This is a genomic window from Streptomyces sp. NBC_01429, assembly GCF_036231945.1.
In the GTDB taxonomy this organism is placed as follows: domain Bacteria; phylum Actinomycetota; class Actinomycetes; order Streptomycetales; family Streptomycetaceae; genus Streptomyces.
On the sequence record NZ_CP109599.1, the window covers coordinates 4,415,898 to 4,433,978 of the forward strand.

Below are 18,081 nucleotides of genomic sequence, written 5' to 3' on the forward strand. Positions count from 1 at the left end.
CCGGGCAGGCGCTCTCCCACGACGGGCAACGGTCGGCCCCGTCCGGCATCCGGCAGCCCCCGCAGCGGCGCGGCGCGGGGCACGTCGGCGTACGGCTCGGAACAAGGTGTCCGGGAGCGGCTGCGCGACCCGCGCATTCCCGTTATCCGGCGGGCATGGACTCCAGATGAGCCATGGACTCCAGGGAGAGCAGGCGCGCGTTCTCCAGAGCCGTGACCACCCAGCGGTCGTTCTGCCACACCGTGACGAACAGCTGCATGGAGAAGCGCGTCGAGGGCGGCTCCTCCTCGCCCGGCATCTGGATGCCGACGCGGCTGTGGACCACGCCGACGCCCGGGCTCACGATCCGGGCGAAGACCACCTCGCCCCGCAGCAGTTGGGAACCCTTCATCACCGTGCCGAGGATCTGCTCGTGTGCCGCGACCGCCTCCGCGCGGCTCCGGTAGACGGTTCCCTCAAGCTCCGCGAACAGGACGTCCTCGGCGAAGTCGGCGAAGAAACCGGCGACATCCCCGCGGTTCCACGCCTCGTACATCCGGCCCGGAATGGCGCTCATCGCCTCGACCGACTGTTCCATGTGATCACCTTTCTACGACGTGTGCACCACCATCCTTGCCGTGCCGGGCGGCGGGCGCCTTGACTGTGCGTGCACGGTCGTTGGACGTCAGCGCCGCCGCACCGTAGCCGTAGGTCGCCTTGAAGAGCCGGCTGAAATGCGCCGGATCGCCGAATCCCCAGCGTGCGGCGACGGCCGCGACCGTCCGGTCGCTGTGCGTCAGGTCGGCGCGGCACCGCTCCAGGCGACGCCGGCGGATGAGGGCCGCGACCGTCAGCGGCTGGTCTTCGAAAAGCTTGTGGAGCCGGCGTACGGAGATGTGGTGTGCCGCGGCGATCCCGGCGGGAACGAGATCCCGGTCGGAGAGCCGCGCCTCGATATAGCCGAGAACGCGATCGCGCAACGCCTCGTCGGGGCACGGGCGCGCGTCGCCCAGCTGGGCCTCCAGCGCCACCGAGATCAGCTCGATCACCGCGGCCGCCGACCGGTGCGCCTCGCCGGTGCGCCTCGCCGGTGCGGAACCCTGTCAGCGACCGGGCCATGTCCCGCGCCAGCGAGGACACCAACGCTCCCGGGCCGCGATTGCCCTTGATGCGTACGCCGGCCAGGCGGGCGGCGTCACCGGGGCGGAGCCGCAGCTCCCGTCGGGGCACCAGCATGGTCACATGCGTGCAGGCGGTACTGGTGAACCGCACCGGCCGCGCCGGGTCGATGAGAACCAGGTCGGTCGGCCCGAGATCGGCGGTGTCCCGGCCCTGCTCGACGCGCGCCCGGCCCCGCGTCACCAGGTCGATCTGCCACAGCTCCTCGTCGTCGGCGCGGCTGCAACGAGCGTCGCGGAAGCACTCGCCCTCGGGCGTGACCAGCTCGATCAGCTTGAGAGGCCCGAGGTCGCGCGCCACGACGTCGGCCCGGAATTCCCCGCTGTCGTGCCGCCTGCTGAGCACGGGCGGCAGCCCGCTGGCCGCGAGCGTCTGCTGGAAGGTTTCGATGTCGGTGAGCACGGTGCCACGGTAGGCCGGTCGGGGATCGTTCAATATCCCGCGCCAGCAATTCCAGGGAGCTTCTGCCAGAGATCTATCCCAAAGGATCACCGGAGACGCAGGAAGGGCCTGACCCTCTGAGAGGATCAGGCCCTTGACCTGGTGTTTCAGCTGTCGGGGTGGCGGGATTTGAACCCACGACCTCTTCGTCCCGAACGAGGGTCGGGCAGGACCGGCACCTGGTCGCCTTGCTAACGGTGCAGGTCAGGGCCAAGTTTCGGGTTGGTGTGACAAGGGCTCGGTCGGCCTGCGGAGGATGATCATCTCCCAGAATTCTCCCAAGCCCTGATGCTGTGACCGCCTCGCGAAGCGGCGCCGCTCCCGTCGGCCGCTTCGCAGAGGCGAGTTTGCACGCTCCTTACGAATTGGTGCGTGATGGCGGGTGAGGCGTGTTTGACCTGGTCGTGGCCTGTTCTCGGTTGTTGTGGGTGCGGTCGGAGACGAGGCCGGCGATGGCGCGGTAGGTGTCGGGCAGGCGGTCGCGGCGGTGGGTCCAGCGCGTCAGTTGCTTCCAGCGTTTGTGGTCGGCGAGGGCGTGTTCGACGGTGATGCGGCCGGATGAGTGGCCGTGACGGTCGCGTTCCCATTGTTCAACCCTGTCCGGCAGTGCTCCCGGACGCGGTTTTCTGGGTGGTGTGATCGCTTGTCCTCGGTGGTCGCGGCTCAGGCCGCGAGGTAGCCGTCGTCCAGGAGGACCTCGATGTCGGGGAAGTGCTGGAAGCAGATGGCGATGCCTTCGTTGCGGGCGGGCGTCGCGTCGTGCATACGACCAGGTCGCAGGGCATCGGTCCATACTGTGCGGCCACGCCAGTCGGCGATCACGGTGGCCTTCATCGTGTTCTGCTTCTTCTTGCCCGAGACGAACGCACGGCGACCACCGTGGTTGGCCTGCGGCCTGCGGACCTGTATTTCGGTGGCGTCCAGCCGCAGCTCGACGCCTTCGGACTGGGCGTACGCGAACACGTCCGTCAGCGTCCGAAGACGCAGGCCGGGACGGTCGGGAACCGCGCACCCCCGCTCGGCAAGGAGCGTGCGTACCTCTGCGATCGCACGGGTGATGGTGGAGCGGTCGACGCCGAACAGCAGGCCCAGGACCGAGTGCGGCAGGTCGTGCCGTAGATGTATCAGCGTGGCCACCAACCGGTCGACGAACACCAGCTGGTGACGGGCGCCGGCACCCGCGGCCCGCTTCCGGACTCCTCCGCGTACGGCATGGCGTCGGCCCTCGAGTCCGGCCTGCCACGGCGCGGCCAACTCCTCGACCAAGCACGCCAGATGATGCCGCGAGATTCCGGTGAACAGCCGATGCGCCAGGACCGCCCGATTGACCCTGATCGCCACAACCGGATCATGCCACCTGCCAGCAACGACGCCTCACCCGCTATCACGCACCACCTCGTTAGCGCGCCCTCACAGTCGCCCCCTGATCCGGCAACAATCCGACGGCGGGGTGAACATCAGGCCGCGCCGACACGGCGCGAGATGGCGCAATGCCCGGAACATCCGCTTCGGCCTATCAGAATATGCTGCAAGATCAGTATAGAGCGAGCGCCGGGATTAGCCATGGAAGACGATTTGTCCATTTTCATTCAAACGGCGGGAACCACCGTGGTGGCCCTTATGGCGTCGACCGCTTTCAGTAGCGCGAAAAACGCTGTTCTCGGACTGTGGGCCCGTCTGCGCCCCGGCGAGATGGCGACGATCGCTGCGGATCTGGAAGCGACACGAGCGACCCTGATTCAGGGAGCATCAGATGCCCTGACCGTCCAGAATCTCGCATATGCATGGCAACAACGGCTCGCACCACTGCTGTCCGTCGAATCAGACGCCGCTGCCCTGCGCCGTGCGCTGGCTGCGGTCAGCACGGATGATCCGGTGCAGGAGCGACTGCCAGCTAGGAGCATTCGGATGATCGCTAAGGCTAATCATGGCACTAACTTCCAGGCCGGGCGAGACCAGTACAACGTCGTTGGTCACTGACCTCGGTGACTGGTCAACAAGTAGGGCGCAGGTTGTGAGGCTGGCTCCTGCAGAGTCCTGCGCCGGATAAGCGGAGTAAGCAATGCGGTATCGCGATGACGGCCTCATCTACATCAGGCAGAACGCGGAGTCCGCTGGGAGCGGAACCAACATTCAGGCGGGTCGCGACCAGTTTGTGTTCGACTCAGGGACAGTGCATGTCCACTTCAATGGCTTGCAGTCGCCCAGCGCCCCTCCAGTATCGCTGCGGCCACCAGTCAATCTCAGACCGCCGCAACTGCACGGGCGAGAATCCGCCTTCCGCGACCTGGGCGGCGGAGACTTGGCAGCACTGATGGGCTGCATTACCGTCCTCAGCGGCCTAGGCGGCATTGGGAAGTCCGCTCTGGCTCTGACCATTGCCAACTACGCGCGGAGCGCCGGAGCGACTGTGCTGTGGGTTCACGCTTCCGGCGGGTCTGAGGTAAGCGAAGCGTTCCGGCAGATTGCAACGAAGCTCTGCCCGCAGGGTTCAGAGGGCGGCGAGACGCTGCTGGATCGGCTGAATACTGCAGACCTCGCTTGGGAGGCCCTCCATGCCAGCGAGAAGCCCTGGCTGCTGGTCTTCGATAATGCAGATGACCCCGCACGGCTTCATCAGGACTTGGGGCCCAACTGGCTGGAGCCATCTGCGTCCGGGGCGGTTTTGGTCACCACCCGCCAAGCGCACCTGGACGTCTGGCCACCCGGTACGCGGTTGAAGAGGCTCGGCCCGCTTGACCATGAAGCCGGCGCCGATATGCTGCTCGCTTTGTCCGGCAGTTCCGCACCGGATCCTGCGGAGCGTGGCGCCGCACGGGAACTGGCCGAGCGGTTGGGCGGCGTGCCCCTCGCGTTGCGGGCTGCTGGACTCTGCGTGGCGCAGCCTTTCTCTCCCATCCAAGACCTCAAAGCCTTCGGACAGGCGCTCGACCGTGACTTCCCGAATGTGGTTGATCGGGCCGCCACCACTTCACCGCACTCGTCCACGATCGAAGACGCCCGGAGCCTAGTGATGCAGACCTGGGAGGTGTCTCTGGACGCGCTGGAACAGCAGGGCTTACCTCAGGTCAGGCCGATCATGCGGACCCTGTCGTGTTGGGCATCCCGGCCAGTACCGGTGGCCCTGCTGTCGCCCAAAGTGCTGGCAAGGACCCACCGCTTGGAAGCCGGCAGGTGGGACAGCGTTGCCGTGGAGCGTGCACTGAATGCTCTCAGTGCCGTCGGCTTGATCGACGTCGCAGACGAGAACTCCGACGGTCCCTCCGCGGAAGCCGACGCGTTCTACCACCGCAGGAGTGACATGAGCTGGCGCCGGTGCGTCATTGTCCATCCGCTGGTCGCCGAGGTGAACGCAGCGCATCTGGAACGGTCCCCTCACCGCGCCCGCACTTGGGCCGCCGCAGTCCGCTGCCTTGGGGCTCTGCGAGACACCGAGGACCAAGAAGCCACTGCCCAATGGCCCTTCGCGGTTCCTCACATGATGGCAGTGGCCGGGCGACTCCCCCCATCGCTCGAGGAATTGTTCGAGACCGTCGTCAATACGCACATGTACTTGAGCCGTTACCTGAGAATGGTCGGCCGGTACGACATCGCCCACAAGTGCGCTATGGCTCTTCGTGCGCGACTAGCCACCTTCACGCCCAATGACCGAATCCGTTACCTGGTCGAACTCAACGCGGCGGAGTGGGCCTGGAACATGTCACGATTGGATGAGGCCGACACCATGTCTGCGGCCGCGTGCCGCCTAGCCGTCTCTTCGCTCGGACCAGATAGCATCGAATTCTATGTGGCCCGCGCGCTGGCCGTCGCGATCCATTCGGAGCTTGGCTCCCTGGAGTCGGGAGCGAAAATGGCACGCGAGCTGTGCGCGGACATGGACGATAAGCCGCATCTCCCGTACCTCGGCATGCAGGCCCATCATCACTTCGCCACCATTCTGCGTCAGTCAGGGCGTCTAGACGAGGCGGAAAATCACTCTCGGCGAGCCGTCGAGTCCTCGGACTGCCTGGAGCCTGGCCCTTTCACTCAGGCCATCATCCGCCACGAACTAGGCGTCATTCTGTGGCATCGCGGCCATCTCGACCGGGCGCTTACTGTCCTGTCGGAGGTGCTGAGGCAGCAGCGCTCCTTCCTGCCTGCCTGGCACCCGTCAGTCCTTGTCACTCGATATGACATCGCGTCCATCCACAGCCTGCAGGGAAACTCAATCAGGGCTTTCACGGATTTCATGGACATCTGGCTTGCCGAGCAGGATCTACTAGGGAAAGATCACTATAAAACGCTACAGACCCGGCATCAGGTGGGTCAAATTCTGGTGGAAATCGGGGAAATCGATCAGGCCGAGCCGCTTCTCAGCGAGGTGGAAGCGGAGTACGAAACACAGGGACTACAAGGTCGCCTCACCGATCTACTGTCCACCCGGCACGAGAGGGTGCACATCGCGGCACAGCGCGGCCAGCATGTGGAAGCCCATCAAGGGTGGCGCCGGATCCTCAATGAGGAGCAACGCAACCTGGGCGCGCGGCACCCGTCCACCCTCCGCACTCACTACAACTGGGCATTCTGTTGGGCGGTCCTCGGCTCTCCCTCTGTGGCCCGTGCGGAGATGAGGAAGGTGCTCGTTGCTCGCCGCGACGTGCTCGGCATCAACCATTACGAGACGAAGCAAGCCGCAGACATGCTCACCGCACTGGCCCGTCAGCAGTCAAAGAAGTGGCGCTTCGGTGGAAACCGTAGACGCAATGTGCCCGTGAACCGCGCGGCACGCAGAAACGCTAATAGTCAGGCCAGTGACATCTGAGGCGGGCAGCCAATCCGGATGGCGACGGTCGTCGACTGGGCGGTGGAAGCCCCCTATGTCCCGCATTATCGCGGTGCAGCCTGCCGCCCTCGTCCCGAACGTCTCACACATCGACTACGACGTCGAGGAGCGGACCTGGACCGGCTCTAGTGACTCGCCAGGTTAGGCAGCCGCCCTGGGCCGCGCAGGGTCTGGGCGCGTGAACGCCGCCCTGCTCAAACACCTCGCCGGACCTTCCGTGCAGGTCCCACGTGCGACATTGCCCCCGACGTGACCGCCTACGCCCGCCTGATGCTGGACGCGAACCGATACGGTGACCTCCGCGTGGTCACGGGGGACGGTGCTCTCGGTGCCGAGGAGTTCAGTTCCTACTGCCGCATGATCGCCGCCGTCGGCATGTGGGACCTCCCCGGAACTTGCTGGGACCAACTCGCCGTCGGCGGACTCCTCGTCCCGCTGTGACGGCGCGGGCTTTCGCGGTCCTCGGCGTTCCGACGCGAGAAGGATCGGATGACGTCCGAATCCGTGAAGATGCGCGGCTTTTTCGCGGTGATCGGCCAAGACGGAGAACGGAACGACCACATCCACGACGACCGGCCTGTTTGGCTCTACTGGGACGAGGACCAACCCATCGAGTCTTCGTAGATCTCGCTTCTGCGGCATGGCCAATACCAGCTTTCAGCACCAGCTCACCCGAGCCGCGATCAACCTCGTTCGGATCACTGCCTGGCTCAGCAACAATCCCGTGGCGCTCCGCTCCAGCTCCAGCCAGGCGGAGTAAGACAGGCTGGCATGCTGCGCGTGCATCGCCACGCCTATTGGCCGAGCATGACCTCTGTGATCGGTCCGCCGTTGACACCTGGCTCAAGCACGAGAGCTGGCGTGTAGCTGGGCCTCCCAGGGGTAGCACCGTCCCACTCGTAGACGACGGTGCGCAGTGTGTTGAGGTATCGCCCTACGAGCAGAGCCATCGTGTAGGGGCCGTGGAAAGCGAGATGCACCTCCGCACGGCCGCTGTGTGCGGCAAGCGCTTTGATCTGTTGTGCGGCAGCCGTGCTGAGGCGTGCGGCCTCGCGCGGGTCGAGTCGGTCTGCCCCGGCGACGGAGATCACGGCGGCCGCGGCGAAGCCGTCGCTGGACTCGTGCGAGAGCTGCTTGAATGCGGTCTGATCTGGATTGGCAGTCAGGCTGAGGAAGATCGCGACGCGGTCGTGGCTGTTGGGTGTCTGCGCTTGTTCGAGGTCGACTGGTTGCGTATGAAGTTCGCTGGTCAGTGGGTCGTCACCATTTTCTGCAGACGTCCACTGAGCGCCGCGAGTGTCGACCACCTCGACATTTCCGATCTTGGTCTCGGGCAGGGCGGCTCCCAAGGCCAGGGCTACCGACAGGTGAGCTCCGCCAAAGACGCGTACGGTTTGCGCGCTGGCGGCATAGACGGCATCGCTGGTCAGGGGCAGTGTGGTCTGCAGGAGCTGAAGTCCCTCTCGCAACGGCAGACGCCCGTCGCTGGCGGCCCTGATGCGGATGTGCAGGTCGTCCTCGCCCGCGTCCATGGCGAAGGGCGCGGGGCGGGTCTGGACTCGGATCGTGAAGGCGCGGTTCTGGCTGTGAATGGCGGGCTTGCGTTGTTCGACTCGGTGCATCAGCAGGTCGCGCACGATCTCGCCCTCGCCGGACGGCTGGACCATGTTGCTTTGCTTCTTGTCGGCGAGGGTCCGGGAGGGAGCGAGTCTTAGGAGTCGGTCCGGTGCGTCGTAGTCGCACCGTGTATCGCTTCCCGCTCTGGCGGTCTTGTTCGCGATGCATAGGCTGAAGGCGGGGTCCTCGTCCAGTTGGAGCAGCCGAGGGAGCTCACGTTCTCGAACGATGTCGCTGTGGACGATGTCCGGTGTCACGACGAGCACGGCTGCTGAAAGCCCTTGGGTCAGGGCTTGCTCGAGGCGATCGGTCGTTGTGCCGGCGCGCAGGTCGGTACGGTCTCTCCACACGACGAGACCGGCGGCCCTCAGCAGGTTCTCGATCGACTCGGCCTGCGGGGACCCGTCAGACTGCCGGTAGGAGATGAACACCGCGCCGTCAGGCCGGACCGCGCCCTTGGGCAGTGGCCCTAGCGCCTTGAATCTCTGTGGTGGCGGAAGGACCGTTGCTGCCTTGCTGGTGACGCGTCCCCATCGTGGGCGTCGGGTGATCAGCCCGGAGAAGGGGGTCGTCCCGCCGGGAGCGTAAATGAGGAGTGCGATCGGGCCGTCGTGTTCCCGGGCCATTGCCCGCATCGCGGCAAGGTCCGTCGGGCTCGGTCCGGACGGTGCGGGATGGCTGTGCCACTCGCCGACGTAGCCGGTTGGATCGTCGTCCGCTCGCTGGGCCAGGAACTCTGCGAGGAGCGTGTTCGCCTTGACGTCATCGCGCACGTACCTGTGGGTGGTCGCTCCTTGTCCCTCGACCACTAGGGCATGGGTGACAACGACGTTGGCGTCTTCCTGATAGCCGAGGAGGATGCCACCCGTTTCCCGTGGCAGCTGCTGCGCGGTCGCGGACCCGATGACCTCGTATGCCGCCTGGCGCAGCTCGATGCGTGGTGCCGACCGGGTCACTGGTGGTGGCTGCCTTGTTGTGCGGAGTGGAGGTGGCACGTCTCCCCTGCAGGATGGAGGGGGCGGTTCACGAGGAGTCCGACGGCGTGGCGGACGGTTGCCGCTGCTGCCTCGATTACCGCGTGGGGCGGCGTTTGGGAGATCGGGCTTCCGCAGCCTGCTTCGAACAGTTGCGGTGCCTCGGCGTCGGCTCTGGTCGTCGAAGGCGACAGCGGTGCTGCGGCGCCGATCGGTGGCAGTACGTCGATGCGATAGGTCCTGCCGTCGTTTTGAAGCGCCGCAGACAGGACCCGTGTGCCCAGTGTCAGGGCGCTTACATGCAGGAGCGCGGTGGTGGCGAAGTCGGCGGTGGCGTTCACGACGAGGTCGTGGTTCCGCAAATGGTCGACCGCGTCGGCACCCGAGGTAAGGGCGCTATTAATGGTGTCGATGCCTGCAGCCGGTGCCTCGTTGTGCCTGACGAGGTGCCGCTTGACCGCTTCGGCTTTCGGCAGTCCGACTGCGTCGGGGCCGACGAGGTGGCGGACGAGGTTTCCCGGCATGACCACATCGTCGTCGATGAGAGTGAGGTGACGGACACCGGAGCGCACCAGCATGTCGGCGATGAACGAGCCCAAAGCGCCGACGCCGACCACGGCAACCTTGGATTCACGCAGATCGGCAACGAGGACGCCTGCGCGAGCGGACCGGGCGGCCTCGGTGTCTGCGCCCGAGCGCAGACGTGTGACGGCCGTGCCGCCCTCCTTCGTGGGCGTTACGTCCAGCACGATCGCGCCCTCGTGGGTGCCTCGTTGGTAAACCAGCACGACGACCGCGACCGACTGCTGGCGAATTCTGCGGTCCAGATCCGCGTTCGAGCCGAGCCGGGCACAGATGTCTGCCCAGGTTCGCGGCGGCACGTCGACCTCGCCGAGATCGGCCACGAACCCAAAGCGGTCCTTGCTGTGCTTAAGGGCGTTCCTGGGACGGATGCCGTGCCTGATACGCATCGTGTTGTTGCTGGCCGGGCTGAAGCGGACGGAGCGGTTGAGGTACTGGCCGAGGTCGTCGTAGAGGTAGAGGCGCCGGTCCGCGGACTGATGGAAGTACCGGTCGAGGTCGAGGTCGGGCCGATCGTCCGTCCATCCGGTGTCCGCGTGATCGAACCATGCTGTGACGTGTTCGAGGAATGCAGGTGCCTCCGTCCACCACAGCTCGTCGTGATCTTCTTCAGCAACCAGGCACAGCGCGCCGTCCGGGTCACGGTGCCAGGACCAGGGCACCGTGTCGTGATCGATCGGCACCACCCTCGGCGGCCGAAACGGGAAGCGGGGCTGCAGGTCGATCACTACACGAGTCGTGCCCGCCAAGTGCGGGACAGGCCCTTCCCACCCAGCTTCCATCTCTTGGAACCCGGCGCGGATCAGGCCCTCCTCGAAGTGCAGCCGCGCGTAGGCGACGTACTCGTCGAACTCGGCAGAGGTCACCCGAAAGTCCTCTTGCCGGCAGGTACGACGCGGGCACCGGGCGAGATCGCGGATGCCGTCTTGCTGCCGTCCTCGTTGAAGTCGGGGGGCATTGGGAAGACCATATCTCCATCGCCGTTCTTTCCCAGCAGTTTCCGGAACGCCAGCGCGGCCTTGCCCGTGTCCTCCTCGGCGAGCGCAGTTGCTGCCGACGTCGCGGCGTCGTTGAACCGCGTACACGCGGTGTCCAGTTCATCGTCCGTCGCGCGGATGTGGATGGTGTGTCCAGACAGGGTCGGGTCGGTCACCGCGATGCCGTAGGTCACGAAGTTTTCTATGATCTTGCTGACCTCCCGGAGAGCCGAGACGTAGTACTCCGCCTGGTCGTTGCCCGAGACTGTGCCTGAGGCGAACGCCTGGTAGGCGGCCATCTCGATGAAGAATCCGCCCGGCTTCTTCGTGCCGAGCAGGGCGCGACGAGTCTGGCGAAGCAGTTTGACGGTCGGTACGTAGTACTCGTCGTGGTCCGCGTTCATCGTGCTCGACAGTTCGGTCAGCCCGTCTGGGTTGGTGCGCACCCACTCGTTCTCGTCGCCCTTCTGGGGGATCTCCCAGGTTCCGTCCCCGTAGGGGCGGGCAGGCACCGCGTCGACGTAGAGGTCGTACTCCGGGAAGGAGACTTGCAGGCTCCGGTCCTGGCGCTTGGTGCGCCGGTGCCCGTCTGCGTCGGTGGCGAACTCCGCATGCAGGACCTTGAAGAACCTGTCGAGGACGTCTGCCGACGTGACATCGCTCGGGACATCGGGCAGGCGCACGAACACGTCGACGTCCTTGATCCTGCGGATCGACACATTGCGCTTGTAGGAGCCGATCAGTACCGGGCTGACGCCGTACTCGACGAGCTTGGCATCAGCCTTGAGGGCGTCACGGACGAGGCGATGCGCCTCTGGCGCGTTGGTCTTGTCGTCGCCGGGCTCGATGGAGCTCAACGCACCCTTGAACTGCTGCTTGAGGTGAGCCATCGGGCCCTCCGGTCTGGTCGTGACTGCATTGGTCTGCTGAGCCTGCCTCGCACCAATGGCAATGCGAGGTCCGTCGGCGAGGGACTGGTGGCCTACTTCTTCTTGCTGCCCTTGCCGGTGCTCTCGTTGGTCGTTGCCTTCGGGTGCCGCTTCACGGTGGCCTGCTTCACGAACCGGCCCGTGATGGCACTGCGGCCCCGCTTGCCGTTGGATGCGCTGCTCTTGCCCGCCATGGGCTGTCCTTCCGATCTTCTGCGGTGGCCTGCGGTAGCACACGCCACATCCTGTCTATGGATTTCGTTTACCCAGTAGGTGCATGGAATCTCGTAGACCTTGATCGGGAGGATAGCATGGAGGCAGTAGGTACACGGAAATGGATTCTGGGGTCGCTGGTGGAGATCGTCTTCGAGGACGCCGAGCTCGCCCGTCTCTGCAACAGCGGCCGTGCCCGCAGGGACCGTTTAGGCCCCGATGGGGCGACCACCCTGCTCCGGCGTCTTGGCCAGATGGCGGCCGCCCACCACTTGGCCGACCTGCGCCACGTTGCAGCCGCGCGGCTGCGGCCCGCAGCCAACGGGGACTGCTTCACTCTGCTGGTGTCGCTCGGTGATCACGGCGATCTCGTGGTCCGCCCGCGTGACGACCCGCCCCGCACCCTCGACGACGGCACCCTCAACGAGCACGCCGTACGCGCTGTGATCGTCGCAGCGATCCACCGCCCCTGATCTCGCCACCATGCCCGCCCCGCAGCCTCGCCGACCGAGAGGCACTCACGTGACTCCGCCCTCCGCCCCGCACCCGTTCGCACCGGATGAAGTCCTGCCTCCTGGTGACACGCTGAAAGAACAGCTCGACGCCCTTGGCATTCCCCAGGCGGACCTTGCCCGCCGCACCGGGCTGTCGACCAAGCACGTCAACCAGGTCGTCCAGGGCAGCGCTGTCCTTACCCCCGACACTGCCCTTTTGCTGGAGCGGGCCGTCGGAATCCCGGCTTCGCTGTGGAACCAGATGGAGGCCGCCTGGCGCACCCATGTCAGCCGCACCCAGAGCCGTGAAGCCCTTAGCCATCGCCTCGACTGGCTCGACCGCTTCTCCCTGCAGGAGTTGGTCAAACGCGGCATCCTGCAGACGAAAGAGCGCACGGTGGACAATCTCGAGCGTCTGCTGGCGTTCTTCGGGGTCGCCGACCCAGAGGTTGCAGAGAACGTGTGGGGCAGTTACCGAACTGCCTTCCGGCGTTCCACCGTCCTCACGCCGGACGACTACGCCACCGCCGTCTGGCTGCGCCAGGCTGAACTCCGAGCACGTGAAATCCCTTGCGCACCCTACGACCGCGCGGTCCTGCTTGAGCTACTTCCCCAGCTGCGAGCCCTGACCGTCGAGGAACCCGCCGTCTGGCGCACCGAAATCCCGCGCCTCTGCGCCCGAGCCGGCGTCGCGGTGGTGTTCGTTGCCGCGCCCCCCAATAGTCACGTGTCCGGCGTCACCCGATGGCTCACCCCTGAGAAGGTCGGAGTCGCCCTCAGCGGCCGGTTCAAGAAGGACGACCACTTCTGGTTCACCGTCTTCCACGAGCTCGGCCATGTCCTCCTGCACGGCAAACGCCTCACCTTCATCGACAACACGAGCCGTGACGACGACACGACCCCCGAAGGAGATCGCAGTGAGGACGAGGCAGACGACTTCGCCAGGGAAACCCTCATCCCGCCCGAGCATGCGGCCGCCTACAAGCAACTTGCCCAGCGCCCCATGCCCTTTACCAACATCACAGCCTTCGCCCGTCGGGCTGGCATCGCCCCAGGCATTGTTGTCGGTCGCCTCCAGCACGACGGCGTCCTGGACTGGAAATACGGCAGCAAGCTGAAGCGCCCCATCGAGATCAGCCTCTCCGGCGATCTCGCCGCGGGCTAGCCGCCTCTGGACGTTTCACTGGACGCCACCCGCCGCGTAGCAGATAGGCAGGAACTGCTTGCTTCAGGCGAAGGCAAGCGCGCGATACTCCTCGACCGAAATCTGGACGACCCCAATGTTCATACGGGCCGTGTAGACCAGGCCGTCGAGATGGCCGGTCTCGTGGTGGATGAGGCAGCCTTCGTAGTGCTCGTCGGTCTTCTCCGAGTGAACGGTGATCTTCGGAGGTTGGCCGCAGGGGTGTTCGCCGGGGCTGCACAACGGCTGCGGCCCTGCCGATGCCGATCTACGAGGCGGCGATGCCCCTGCCTTTGGCGAAGTGGTGGACCTGGGTGATGTGGTCCGACCGGCGAACAGTTCGTCGGTGATGCGCTCAGCATCGTCGCGCTCGGCGGGCAGGCTGAAAGAGCGGGGCCATTTCGCCCAGGACGCCGACGCTGCGCTGGACGACTCCAGGGTCACGCATGCGCTGGCTGGGCCGTACGTCGGGCACCTGCACTCCCCGGCTTCCGTGCCACGTTCGGACTCGGCCCGGCGCCGCCTCGCCAGACGGTACCCAGCGTGTAGAGCGGGTGCACAGTGATCCCGGCTTATTTTGGGACTTTCGGTGCTCCCAAGCCGCGTCTACAGCCTGATGCGGTCGGCAAGCAAATCCGTGTTTGTACTGCGTGGAACGGCCAGGGGCACCACCATGTACGGATCTCGGAGAGAGGCCGATCCATGACTACTGCTCTTGCCAAAGGCTGCAATACCGTCCTGACTGCTGCGGCTTGCCGCGTCACCCTCAGCTCCCCTACGACGGGCATTGATGTGTCCGCTGTCCTGCTCGGCCAGGACGGCAGGGTGCGGAGTGATGACGACTTGATCTTCTACAACCATGCTGCGCAGGACGGGGTCAGGCTGAGCGGGCAGACCATCGTCGCGGATCTTGCCGCAATCCCGGAGACGGTGGACCGCGTTGCCATCGTCGCCAGCATCGATCCGGAGCTGCGGGTGAGGTATTTCGACGCGAGTAGCACCCCGCATGCGGTCATCGAGTGTGGCGGTGTTCGAAGTACCTTTGAGCCGCCGCCGCTCATGCACCGGGAGACAGTGGCTGTGCTCGTCGAGCTGTACCGGCGGGCGGGCAGCTGGAAGGCTAGGGCAGTGGGCCAGGGGTGGGACACGGGTCTGGCGGGGTTGGCGTCGGACTTCGGCATCGTTGTAGATGACCCGGGCCCTACCGCAGCGGCCCCTCCAACCGTCACACCCGCGCGAAGCCGACAGCTGTCCCCTGGGGTGTCGCCGCCGAGGCCGGTGACAACACCTGCCCGGCTCCCTGCGCCGTTGGGCAAAGTGCTCCTCACCAAGGCCGGCCAGGCGACCATCGACATGCGTAAGGACGACCCGAGCCTTGTAGTGACAGCCACTCTTGAGTGGAACGGCGGAAGTGCGGCACGAAGAAGGGCTGGAGCGGACCTGGATCTTTACGCCCTCTACGTCCCCCGGAGTCTGGTCACCTCACCCGGGCAGCGCCCGGTCAAGACGGACCAGGCCGTCTACTACCGGCAACTCGGATCGTCAGTAGCGCCCCCCTACATCGCACTCGACGGCGACTCCAAAGTGCCAGGTCGAGAGACGATCACCATCCGTCGCCCAGACCTCCAGGGCTACGTCCTGCTATGCGCTTACAGCGCGGTGGAGAACGGAACAGGTTCTTTCAAGTCGTACGGCGCTCAGGTGGTGGTCACGGATGGGCGCGGGTCCACGGTGACGGTGCCCTTGTTCAACAATCGCAACCTGTCCTACTGGGTCGCCATTGCCCTGATCGACTTCACTGTTCCAGGCGGTGTGGAGATCCGGCATGTGGAGAAGTACAGCGGCAACCACGTTGAGGCCCGACCCACGCTGTACTCGAGTGGGAACTTCCGTATGAGTACCGGAAAGATCGAGTTCAAGACGAGGTAGGTCTGACGGCGGGCATGGACTCTCAGAGGAGTGCGAGCCTGAACGCAGCGGCCCGCTTGGCCATCCTCTGCTTCCAGGGCGTTTGGTCCTCCTCGGCGATCTCCTGCCACAGCGCGGCAGATGCGGAACCGAATGCCGTCAGCGCCTCCGGATCGGTGTTCCGCCACGACGGGAAGCGGCCTGCGAACGCGATCGCGTTCTCCGCCGGGTGGCCGGCGTCCATGAGCCTCAGTGCCAAGGTGCCTGGATCGATCCACGCCGCACCGCGCGTTGGCCACGCCCAGTCGATGAGGCGAGCACGCCCGTCGGCGATCAGGACGTTGTGCGGTGCGAAATCGGTGTGCAACAGGGTGTTGCCGCTGAAGTGCTGGAGAGTTCCAGGCGGAGCGTAGTCCGCCCAGCGGTCCATCGCGTCCTTGATCTCGACGTCGGCCGGAGCGGTGATCCGTTGCAGTTCGGTGAGCGCGGCTTCTACGAGCACCAAGTCGGCGGAGCCGGGGCTGTAGTCGGCGTGGCGACCGCTGAGGACCTCGTATCCGAGAAGGCTCCATCCATCGACTTCCAGGTGCCAGTACAGGCGGGGACAGGACGTGGGCAGGTGGGGGGCGATCTCCGCCTCGCGGCGCTGTGCTGCGACCTGCGCATGATCACTCGCGATGCCCTTCACGAAAACGCTGCCGCTCTCGGTCTCCAGGACGGAGGCGACGCCGGAGTTCATGCCGCCGGTCATGGTCACCGCCTGATGCACGGGGCCGGTCTTGTCAGTGACAGCCTGGCGGACGTCGGCTGGGAGCTGATCGAAGGGAATGCGAGACATGGACACGCGCGGTTCCTCATGGGGCTCGGAGACAAGGGAGTGCCGCCCCCGGCCAGGGTACGACCGGGGCGGCACTCATGGGGCGCGTACGCGAGCGGTGCGGCGCCCGCCTGCGGTGTATCTAGTACGGCTGGTCGTCGCCGGCCGAGCAGCTGCACTCGGCGCCCTCGGCGGCCTCGTCCAGGTCGGTGATGATCTGGACCTCGTCGTCGCGGATGGCCCCGGCCGGCAGTGGCACGGGCAGGGTGCCGGTTGCACCATCGGTGGGGCGCCGTCCGATGGTGAGCAGCATCGGTTCGCGCGGCGGGGTGAGGGTTGTGGTGGGTGGAGTCATGATCCGTAGCCTCCGTGTTGGCAGTAGAGCTCTCGTCGGTCCCCCGCATCCTGGTAGAGCTTGGCCAGCGGCCGGCAGGTACGGCAGGTGCCGACCTTCGTGCAGCCGGAGCATCCACCGGTGCGGAGCTGTAGGGACTCGGCGATAGCGCCGAGCCGGGTGAGGGCGGCGACGCCCTCGGTCACGAGGTTCACGCTCGGGTCGCGGCCGACCTTGCAGACGGACGCGATGCCGTGCGGGTTGACGTGGAAGAACGTCCGGCCGGCATTGCAGCCGGTGAAGACGCTCCGGGCCTTGATGTGGCCCTTGGCCTGCGTCGCCAGCGGGTTCGCTTCACCGTCGATCGTCGGCGACATATTCGTAAAGACCTGGTGCGGGAAGCTGTAGCGTTCACACAGAGCCACCATCGCGTCGACCTCATGGGCGTTGTCGTCCGACACGATCACGTTCAGCCGGACCGGCAGCCGGTCCTGGTGGGCCGCGTCCAGACCCTGGATGAACCGGCCGAACGCGCCGCGATTGCGAGTGACCTTGTCGTACGTGTCCGCGGTCGCGCCGTAGACGCTGAGCGTGAGCCGGTAAGGGCGATGGCGTGCGAACAGCCCGCGGATCGGCGGCTTGCGCAGGGACGAACCGTTCGAGGAGACCTGCACCATCATCCCGAGCTGGTGGGCGTACTCGTAGGCCGCGCCGAACTCGCGGTCGATCAGTGCCTCGCCGCCCGTGATCTGCAGCCAGAGCACGCCCGCGTCGCGCATCGTCCGCAGGAGCTGCTGTTTGCCCGCCCAGTCCAGGCCCTCGAAGCGCTTCTCGCCGAGGTAGCAGAACTCGCAGTCGTAGTCGCAGCCGAGGTTGATTTCCCAGGACGCCTTCGCGTACCCGTACGGCGATCGCTCGCGCACGAGGACGAAATCGCCGACCGGTCCGTCAGGCAGCTCGGTGCCCCACGCCTGCCGCGCGGCATCAACAAGCCAAGCCGGCAGAGGGCCTCCGACGTGGCTCGCGGCGCGCAGCTCCTCATAGCGACTCCCAGGAATGCGCACACCGACCGCTCGGCCTGGCTGAAGAAGGAGGTGCTGGGCGAGGAACGGGCTGGCCACGAGAAGCGTGCTTGACGCGGCAGACGCCGCCCGATCCGGTGTGCCGGTTACGGTCATCGGACCTCCAGAGGGCGGTCGTCGTGGTTTGGGACGGGAGGGCCGATCGACTGTGTGGCGTCGTCCGCGGTCTTGAAGCAGGACCAGATGATCTTCCCGAGCGGCGTACGGCCCCTCACTCCCCACTCGTCGGAAAGCGCGGCCACCAACGTCAGGCCCCTCCCGGAGATGTCTGTGGCGGTCGGCTCGCGTACGACGGGCTGCTGGCGACGGCTGTCGTGCACTTCCAGGCGTACGCAGTTGTCGTCGATGTCGAGCCGGACGAGGAAGCCGTGCCCGCGGGCGGTGCCGTGGAGAACGGCGTTCGTGGCGAGTTCGGAGACGCATAGGCGGATGTCCTCGGTGCGGCTCGTCAGGCCCCAGCCGTCCAGCGCTCTGGTGGCGAACTCCCGTGCTTTGCGTACGGACTGGCGGCGGGCCTCGAAGAACTGCTGAAGCGACTCGGGCATGGGGT

17 protein-coding genes and 2 pseudogenes are annotated in these 18,081 nt (G+C 66.0%); 6 read left to right on the forward strand and 13 right to left on the reverse strand.

What is annotated here, in order from left to right; genetic code table 11:
- Positions 1-142: 142 nt before the first annotated feature.
- The 4 genes and pseudogenes from OG627_RS19290 to OG627_RS19305 form a co-directional block, all read right to left on the reverse strand.
- Positions 143-577, reverse strand: coding sequence for an SgcJ/EcaC family oxidoreductase (locus tag OG627_RS19290; RefSeq protein WP_329066765.1), 435 nt, complete (start codon positions 575-577; stop codon positions 143-145).
- A gap of 4 nt (positions 578-581) precedes the next feature.
- Complete coding sequence (locus OG627_RS19295; protein WP_329066767.1) at positions 582-1,028, reverse strand: helix-turn-helix domain-containing protein; 447 nt, start codon at positions 1,026-1,028, stop codon at positions 582-584.
- 94 nt (positions 1,029-1,122) lie between these two features.
- Positions 1,123-1,650: pseudogene (locus OG627_RS19300) on the reverse strand (hypothetical protein); the annotation flags it as partial.
- Between the two features lie 307 nt (positions 1,651-1,957).
- Positions 1,958-2,940: pseudogene (locus OG627_RS19305) on the reverse strand (transposase family protein).
- Between the two features lie 222 nt (positions 2,941-3,162).
- On the opposite strand from OG627_RS19305, the gene OG627_RS19310 reads away from it, so the two are divergent.
- The 3 genes from OG627_RS19310 to OG627_RS19320 all read left to right on the forward strand — a co-directional run bounded on the left by OG627_RS19310 (position 3,163) and on the right by OG627_RS19320 (position 6,862).
- Positions 3,163-3,579, forward strand: coding sequence for a hypothetical protein (locus tag OG627_RS19310; protein ID WP_329066769.1), 417 nt, complete (start codon positions 3,163-3,165; stop codon positions 3,577-3,579).
- Between the two features lie 82 nt (positions 3,580-3,661).
- The gene (locus OG627_RS19315; protein ID WP_329066771.1) at positions 3,662-6,400 is read left to right on the forward strand and encodes a tetratricopeptide repeat protein; all 2,739 of its coding nucleotides are present in this window, start codon (positions 3,662-3,664) and stop codon (positions 6,398-6,400) included.
- 270 nt (positions 6,401-6,670) lie between these two features.
- Entirely contained in the window at positions 6,671-6,862 is a 192-nt protein-coding gene (locus OG627_RS19320) for a hypothetical protein (RefSeq protein ID WP_329066773.1), read from the forward strand.
- A gap of 353 nt (positions 6,863-7,215) precedes the next feature.
- Here the strand turns inward: OG627_RS19320 and OG627_RS19325 are convergent, their stop codons facing one another.
- The 4 genes from OG627_RS19325 to OG627_RS19340 form a co-directional block, all read right to left on the reverse strand.
- A complete protein-coding gene (locus OG627_RS19325) occupies positions 7,216-8,994 on the reverse strand; it encodes an SAVED domain-containing protein (protein WP_329066775.1) in 1,779 nt (592 codons plus the stop codon).
- Positions 8,991-10,460 (reverse strand): ThiF family adenylyltransferase, encoded by a 1,470-nt coding sequence (locus tag OG627_RS19330; protein ID WP_329066777.1) that lies wholly within the window; start codon positions 10,458-10,460, stop codon positions 8,991-8,993. The genes OG627_RS19325 and OG627_RS19330 overlap by 4 nt, the downstream gene beginning before the upstream one ends.
- A complete protein-coding gene (locus OG627_RS19335) occupies positions 10,457-11,461 on the reverse strand; it encodes a nucleotidyltransferase (RefSeq protein WP_329066779.1) in 1,005 nt (334 codons plus the stop codon). The genes OG627_RS19330 and OG627_RS19335 overlap by 4 nt, the downstream gene beginning before the upstream one ends.
- Before the next feature lie 92 nt (positions 11,462-11,553).
- The gene (locus OG627_RS19340) at positions 11,554-11,694 is read right to left on the reverse strand and encodes a hypothetical protein (protein ID WP_168712685.1); all 141 of its coding nucleotides are present in this window, start codon (positions 11,692-11,694) and stop codon (positions 11,554-11,556) included.
- Between the two features lie 117 nt (positions 11,695-11,811).
- Here OG627_RS19340 and OG627_RS19345 point away from each other — a divergent pair, with 117 nt between their 5' ends.
- Together OG627_RS19345 and OG627_RS19350 are read left to right on the forward strand one after the other, a co-directional pair.
- The gene (locus OG627_RS19345; RefSeq protein ID WP_329066782.1) at positions 11,812-12,186 is read left to right on the forward strand and encodes a hypothetical protein; all 375 of its coding nucleotides are present in this window, start codon (positions 11,812-11,814) and stop codon (positions 12,184-12,186) included.
- Positions 12,187-12,235: 49 nt separating this feature from the next.
- Positions 12,236-13,372, forward strand: a complete 1,137-nt coding sequence (locus tag OG627_RS19350; RefSeq protein WP_329066785.1) for an ImmA/IrrE family metallo-endopeptidase — start codon at positions 12,236-12,238, stop codon at positions 13,370-13,372.
- A 63-nt stretch (positions 13,373-13,435) separates the two neighbouring features.
- On the opposite strand, the gene OG627_RS19355 is transcribed toward OG627_RS19350, so the two are convergent.
- Positions 13,436-13,834 (reverse strand): hypothetical protein, encoded by a 399-nt coding sequence (locus OG627_RS19355; RefSeq protein ID WP_329066786.1) that lies wholly within the window; start codon positions 13,832-13,834, stop codon positions 13,436-13,438.
- A gap of 258 nt (positions 13,835-14,092) precedes the next feature.
- Here OG627_RS19355 and OG627_RS19360 point away from each other — a divergent pair, with 258 nt between their 5' ends.
- Positions 14,093-15,319, forward strand: coding sequence for a TerD family protein (locus tag OG627_RS19360; RefSeq protein ID WP_329066788.1), 1,227 nt, complete (start codon positions 14,093-14,095; stop codon positions 15,317-15,319).
- 22 nt (positions 15,320-15,341) lie between these two features.
- On the opposite strand, the gene OG627_RS19365 is transcribed toward OG627_RS19360, so the two are convergent.
- The 4 genes from OG627_RS19365 to OG627_RS19380 form a co-directional block, all read right to left on the reverse strand.
- The gene (locus tag OG627_RS19365; protein ID WP_329066790.1) at positions 15,342-16,136 is read right to left on the reverse strand and encodes an aminoglycoside phosphotransferase; all 795 of its coding nucleotides are present in this window, start codon (positions 16,134-16,136) and stop codon (positions 15,342-15,344) included.
- A gap of 121 nt (positions 16,137-16,257) precedes the next feature.
- Positions 16,258-16,470: a hypothetical protein gene (locus OG627_RS19370; protein ID WP_069735528.1), complete on the reverse strand. Its 213-nt coding sequence runs from the start codon at positions 16,468-16,470 to the stop codon at positions 16,258-16,260.
- Positions 16,467-17,627, reverse strand: a complete 1,161-nt coding sequence (locus OG627_RS19375) for a radical SAM protein (protein WP_443073505.1) — start codon at positions 17,625-17,627, stop codon at positions 16,467-16,469. The genes OG627_RS19370 and OG627_RS19375 overlap by 4 nt, the downstream gene beginning before the upstream one ends.
- Positions 17,624-18,076: an ATP-binding protein gene (locus OG627_RS19380; RefSeq protein ID WP_329066796.1), complete on the reverse strand. Its 453-nt coding sequence runs from the start codon at positions 18,074-18,076 to the stop codon at positions 17,624-17,626. Before OG627_RS19380 ends, OG627_RS19375 begins: the two co-directional genes overlap by 4 nt.
- Positions 18,077-18,081 lie beyond the last annotated feature (5 nt).

Bases quoted from the DNA above. Each gene is read 5' to 3' on its own strand.
- OG627_RS19335 (WP_329066779.1), bottom strand. From the start codon at position 11,461: ATGGCTCACCTCAAGCAGCAGTTCAAGGGTGCGTTGAGCTCCATCGAG.
- OG627_RS19315 (WP_329066771.1), top strand. From the start codon at position 3,662: ATGCGGTATCGCGATGACGGCCTCATCTACATCAGGCAGAACGCGGAG.
- OG627_RS19290 (WP_329066765.1), bottom strand. From the start codon at position 577: ATGGAACAGTCGGTCGAGGCGATGAGCGCCATTCCGGGCCGGATGTAC.
- OG627_RS19365 (WP_329066790.1), bottom strand. From the start codon at position 16,136: ATGTCTCGCATTCCCTTCGATCAGCTCCCAGCCGACGTCCGCCAGGCT.
- OG627_RS19360 (WP_329066788.1), top strand. From the start codon at position 14,093: ATGACTACTGCTCTTGCCAAAGGCTGCAATACCGTCCTGACTGCTGCG.
- OG627_RS19310 (WP_329066769.1), top strand. From the start codon at position 3,163: ATGGAAGACGATTTGTCCATTTTCATTCAAACGGCGGGAACCACCGTG.
- OG627_RS19375 (WP_443073505.1), bottom strand. From the start codon at position 17,627: ATGACCGTAACCGGCACACCGGATCGGGCGGCGTCTGCCGCGTCAAGC.
- OG627_RS19380 (WP_329066796.1), bottom strand. From the start codon at position 18,076: ATGCCCGAGTCGCTTCAGCAGTTCTTCGAGGCCCGCCGCCAGTCCGTA.
- OG627_RS19340 (WP_168712685.1), bottom strand. From the start codon at position 11,694: ATGGCGGGCAAGAGCAGCGCATCCAACGGCAAGCGGGGCCGCAGTGCC.
- OG627_RS19345 (WP_329066782.1), top strand. From the start codon at position 11,812: ATGGAGGCAGTAGGTACACGGAAATGGATTCTGGGGTCGCTGGTGGAG.
- OG627_RS19370 (WP_069735528.1), bottom strand. From the start codon at position 16,470: ATGACTCCACCCACCACAACCCTCACCCCGCCGCGCGAACCGATGCTG.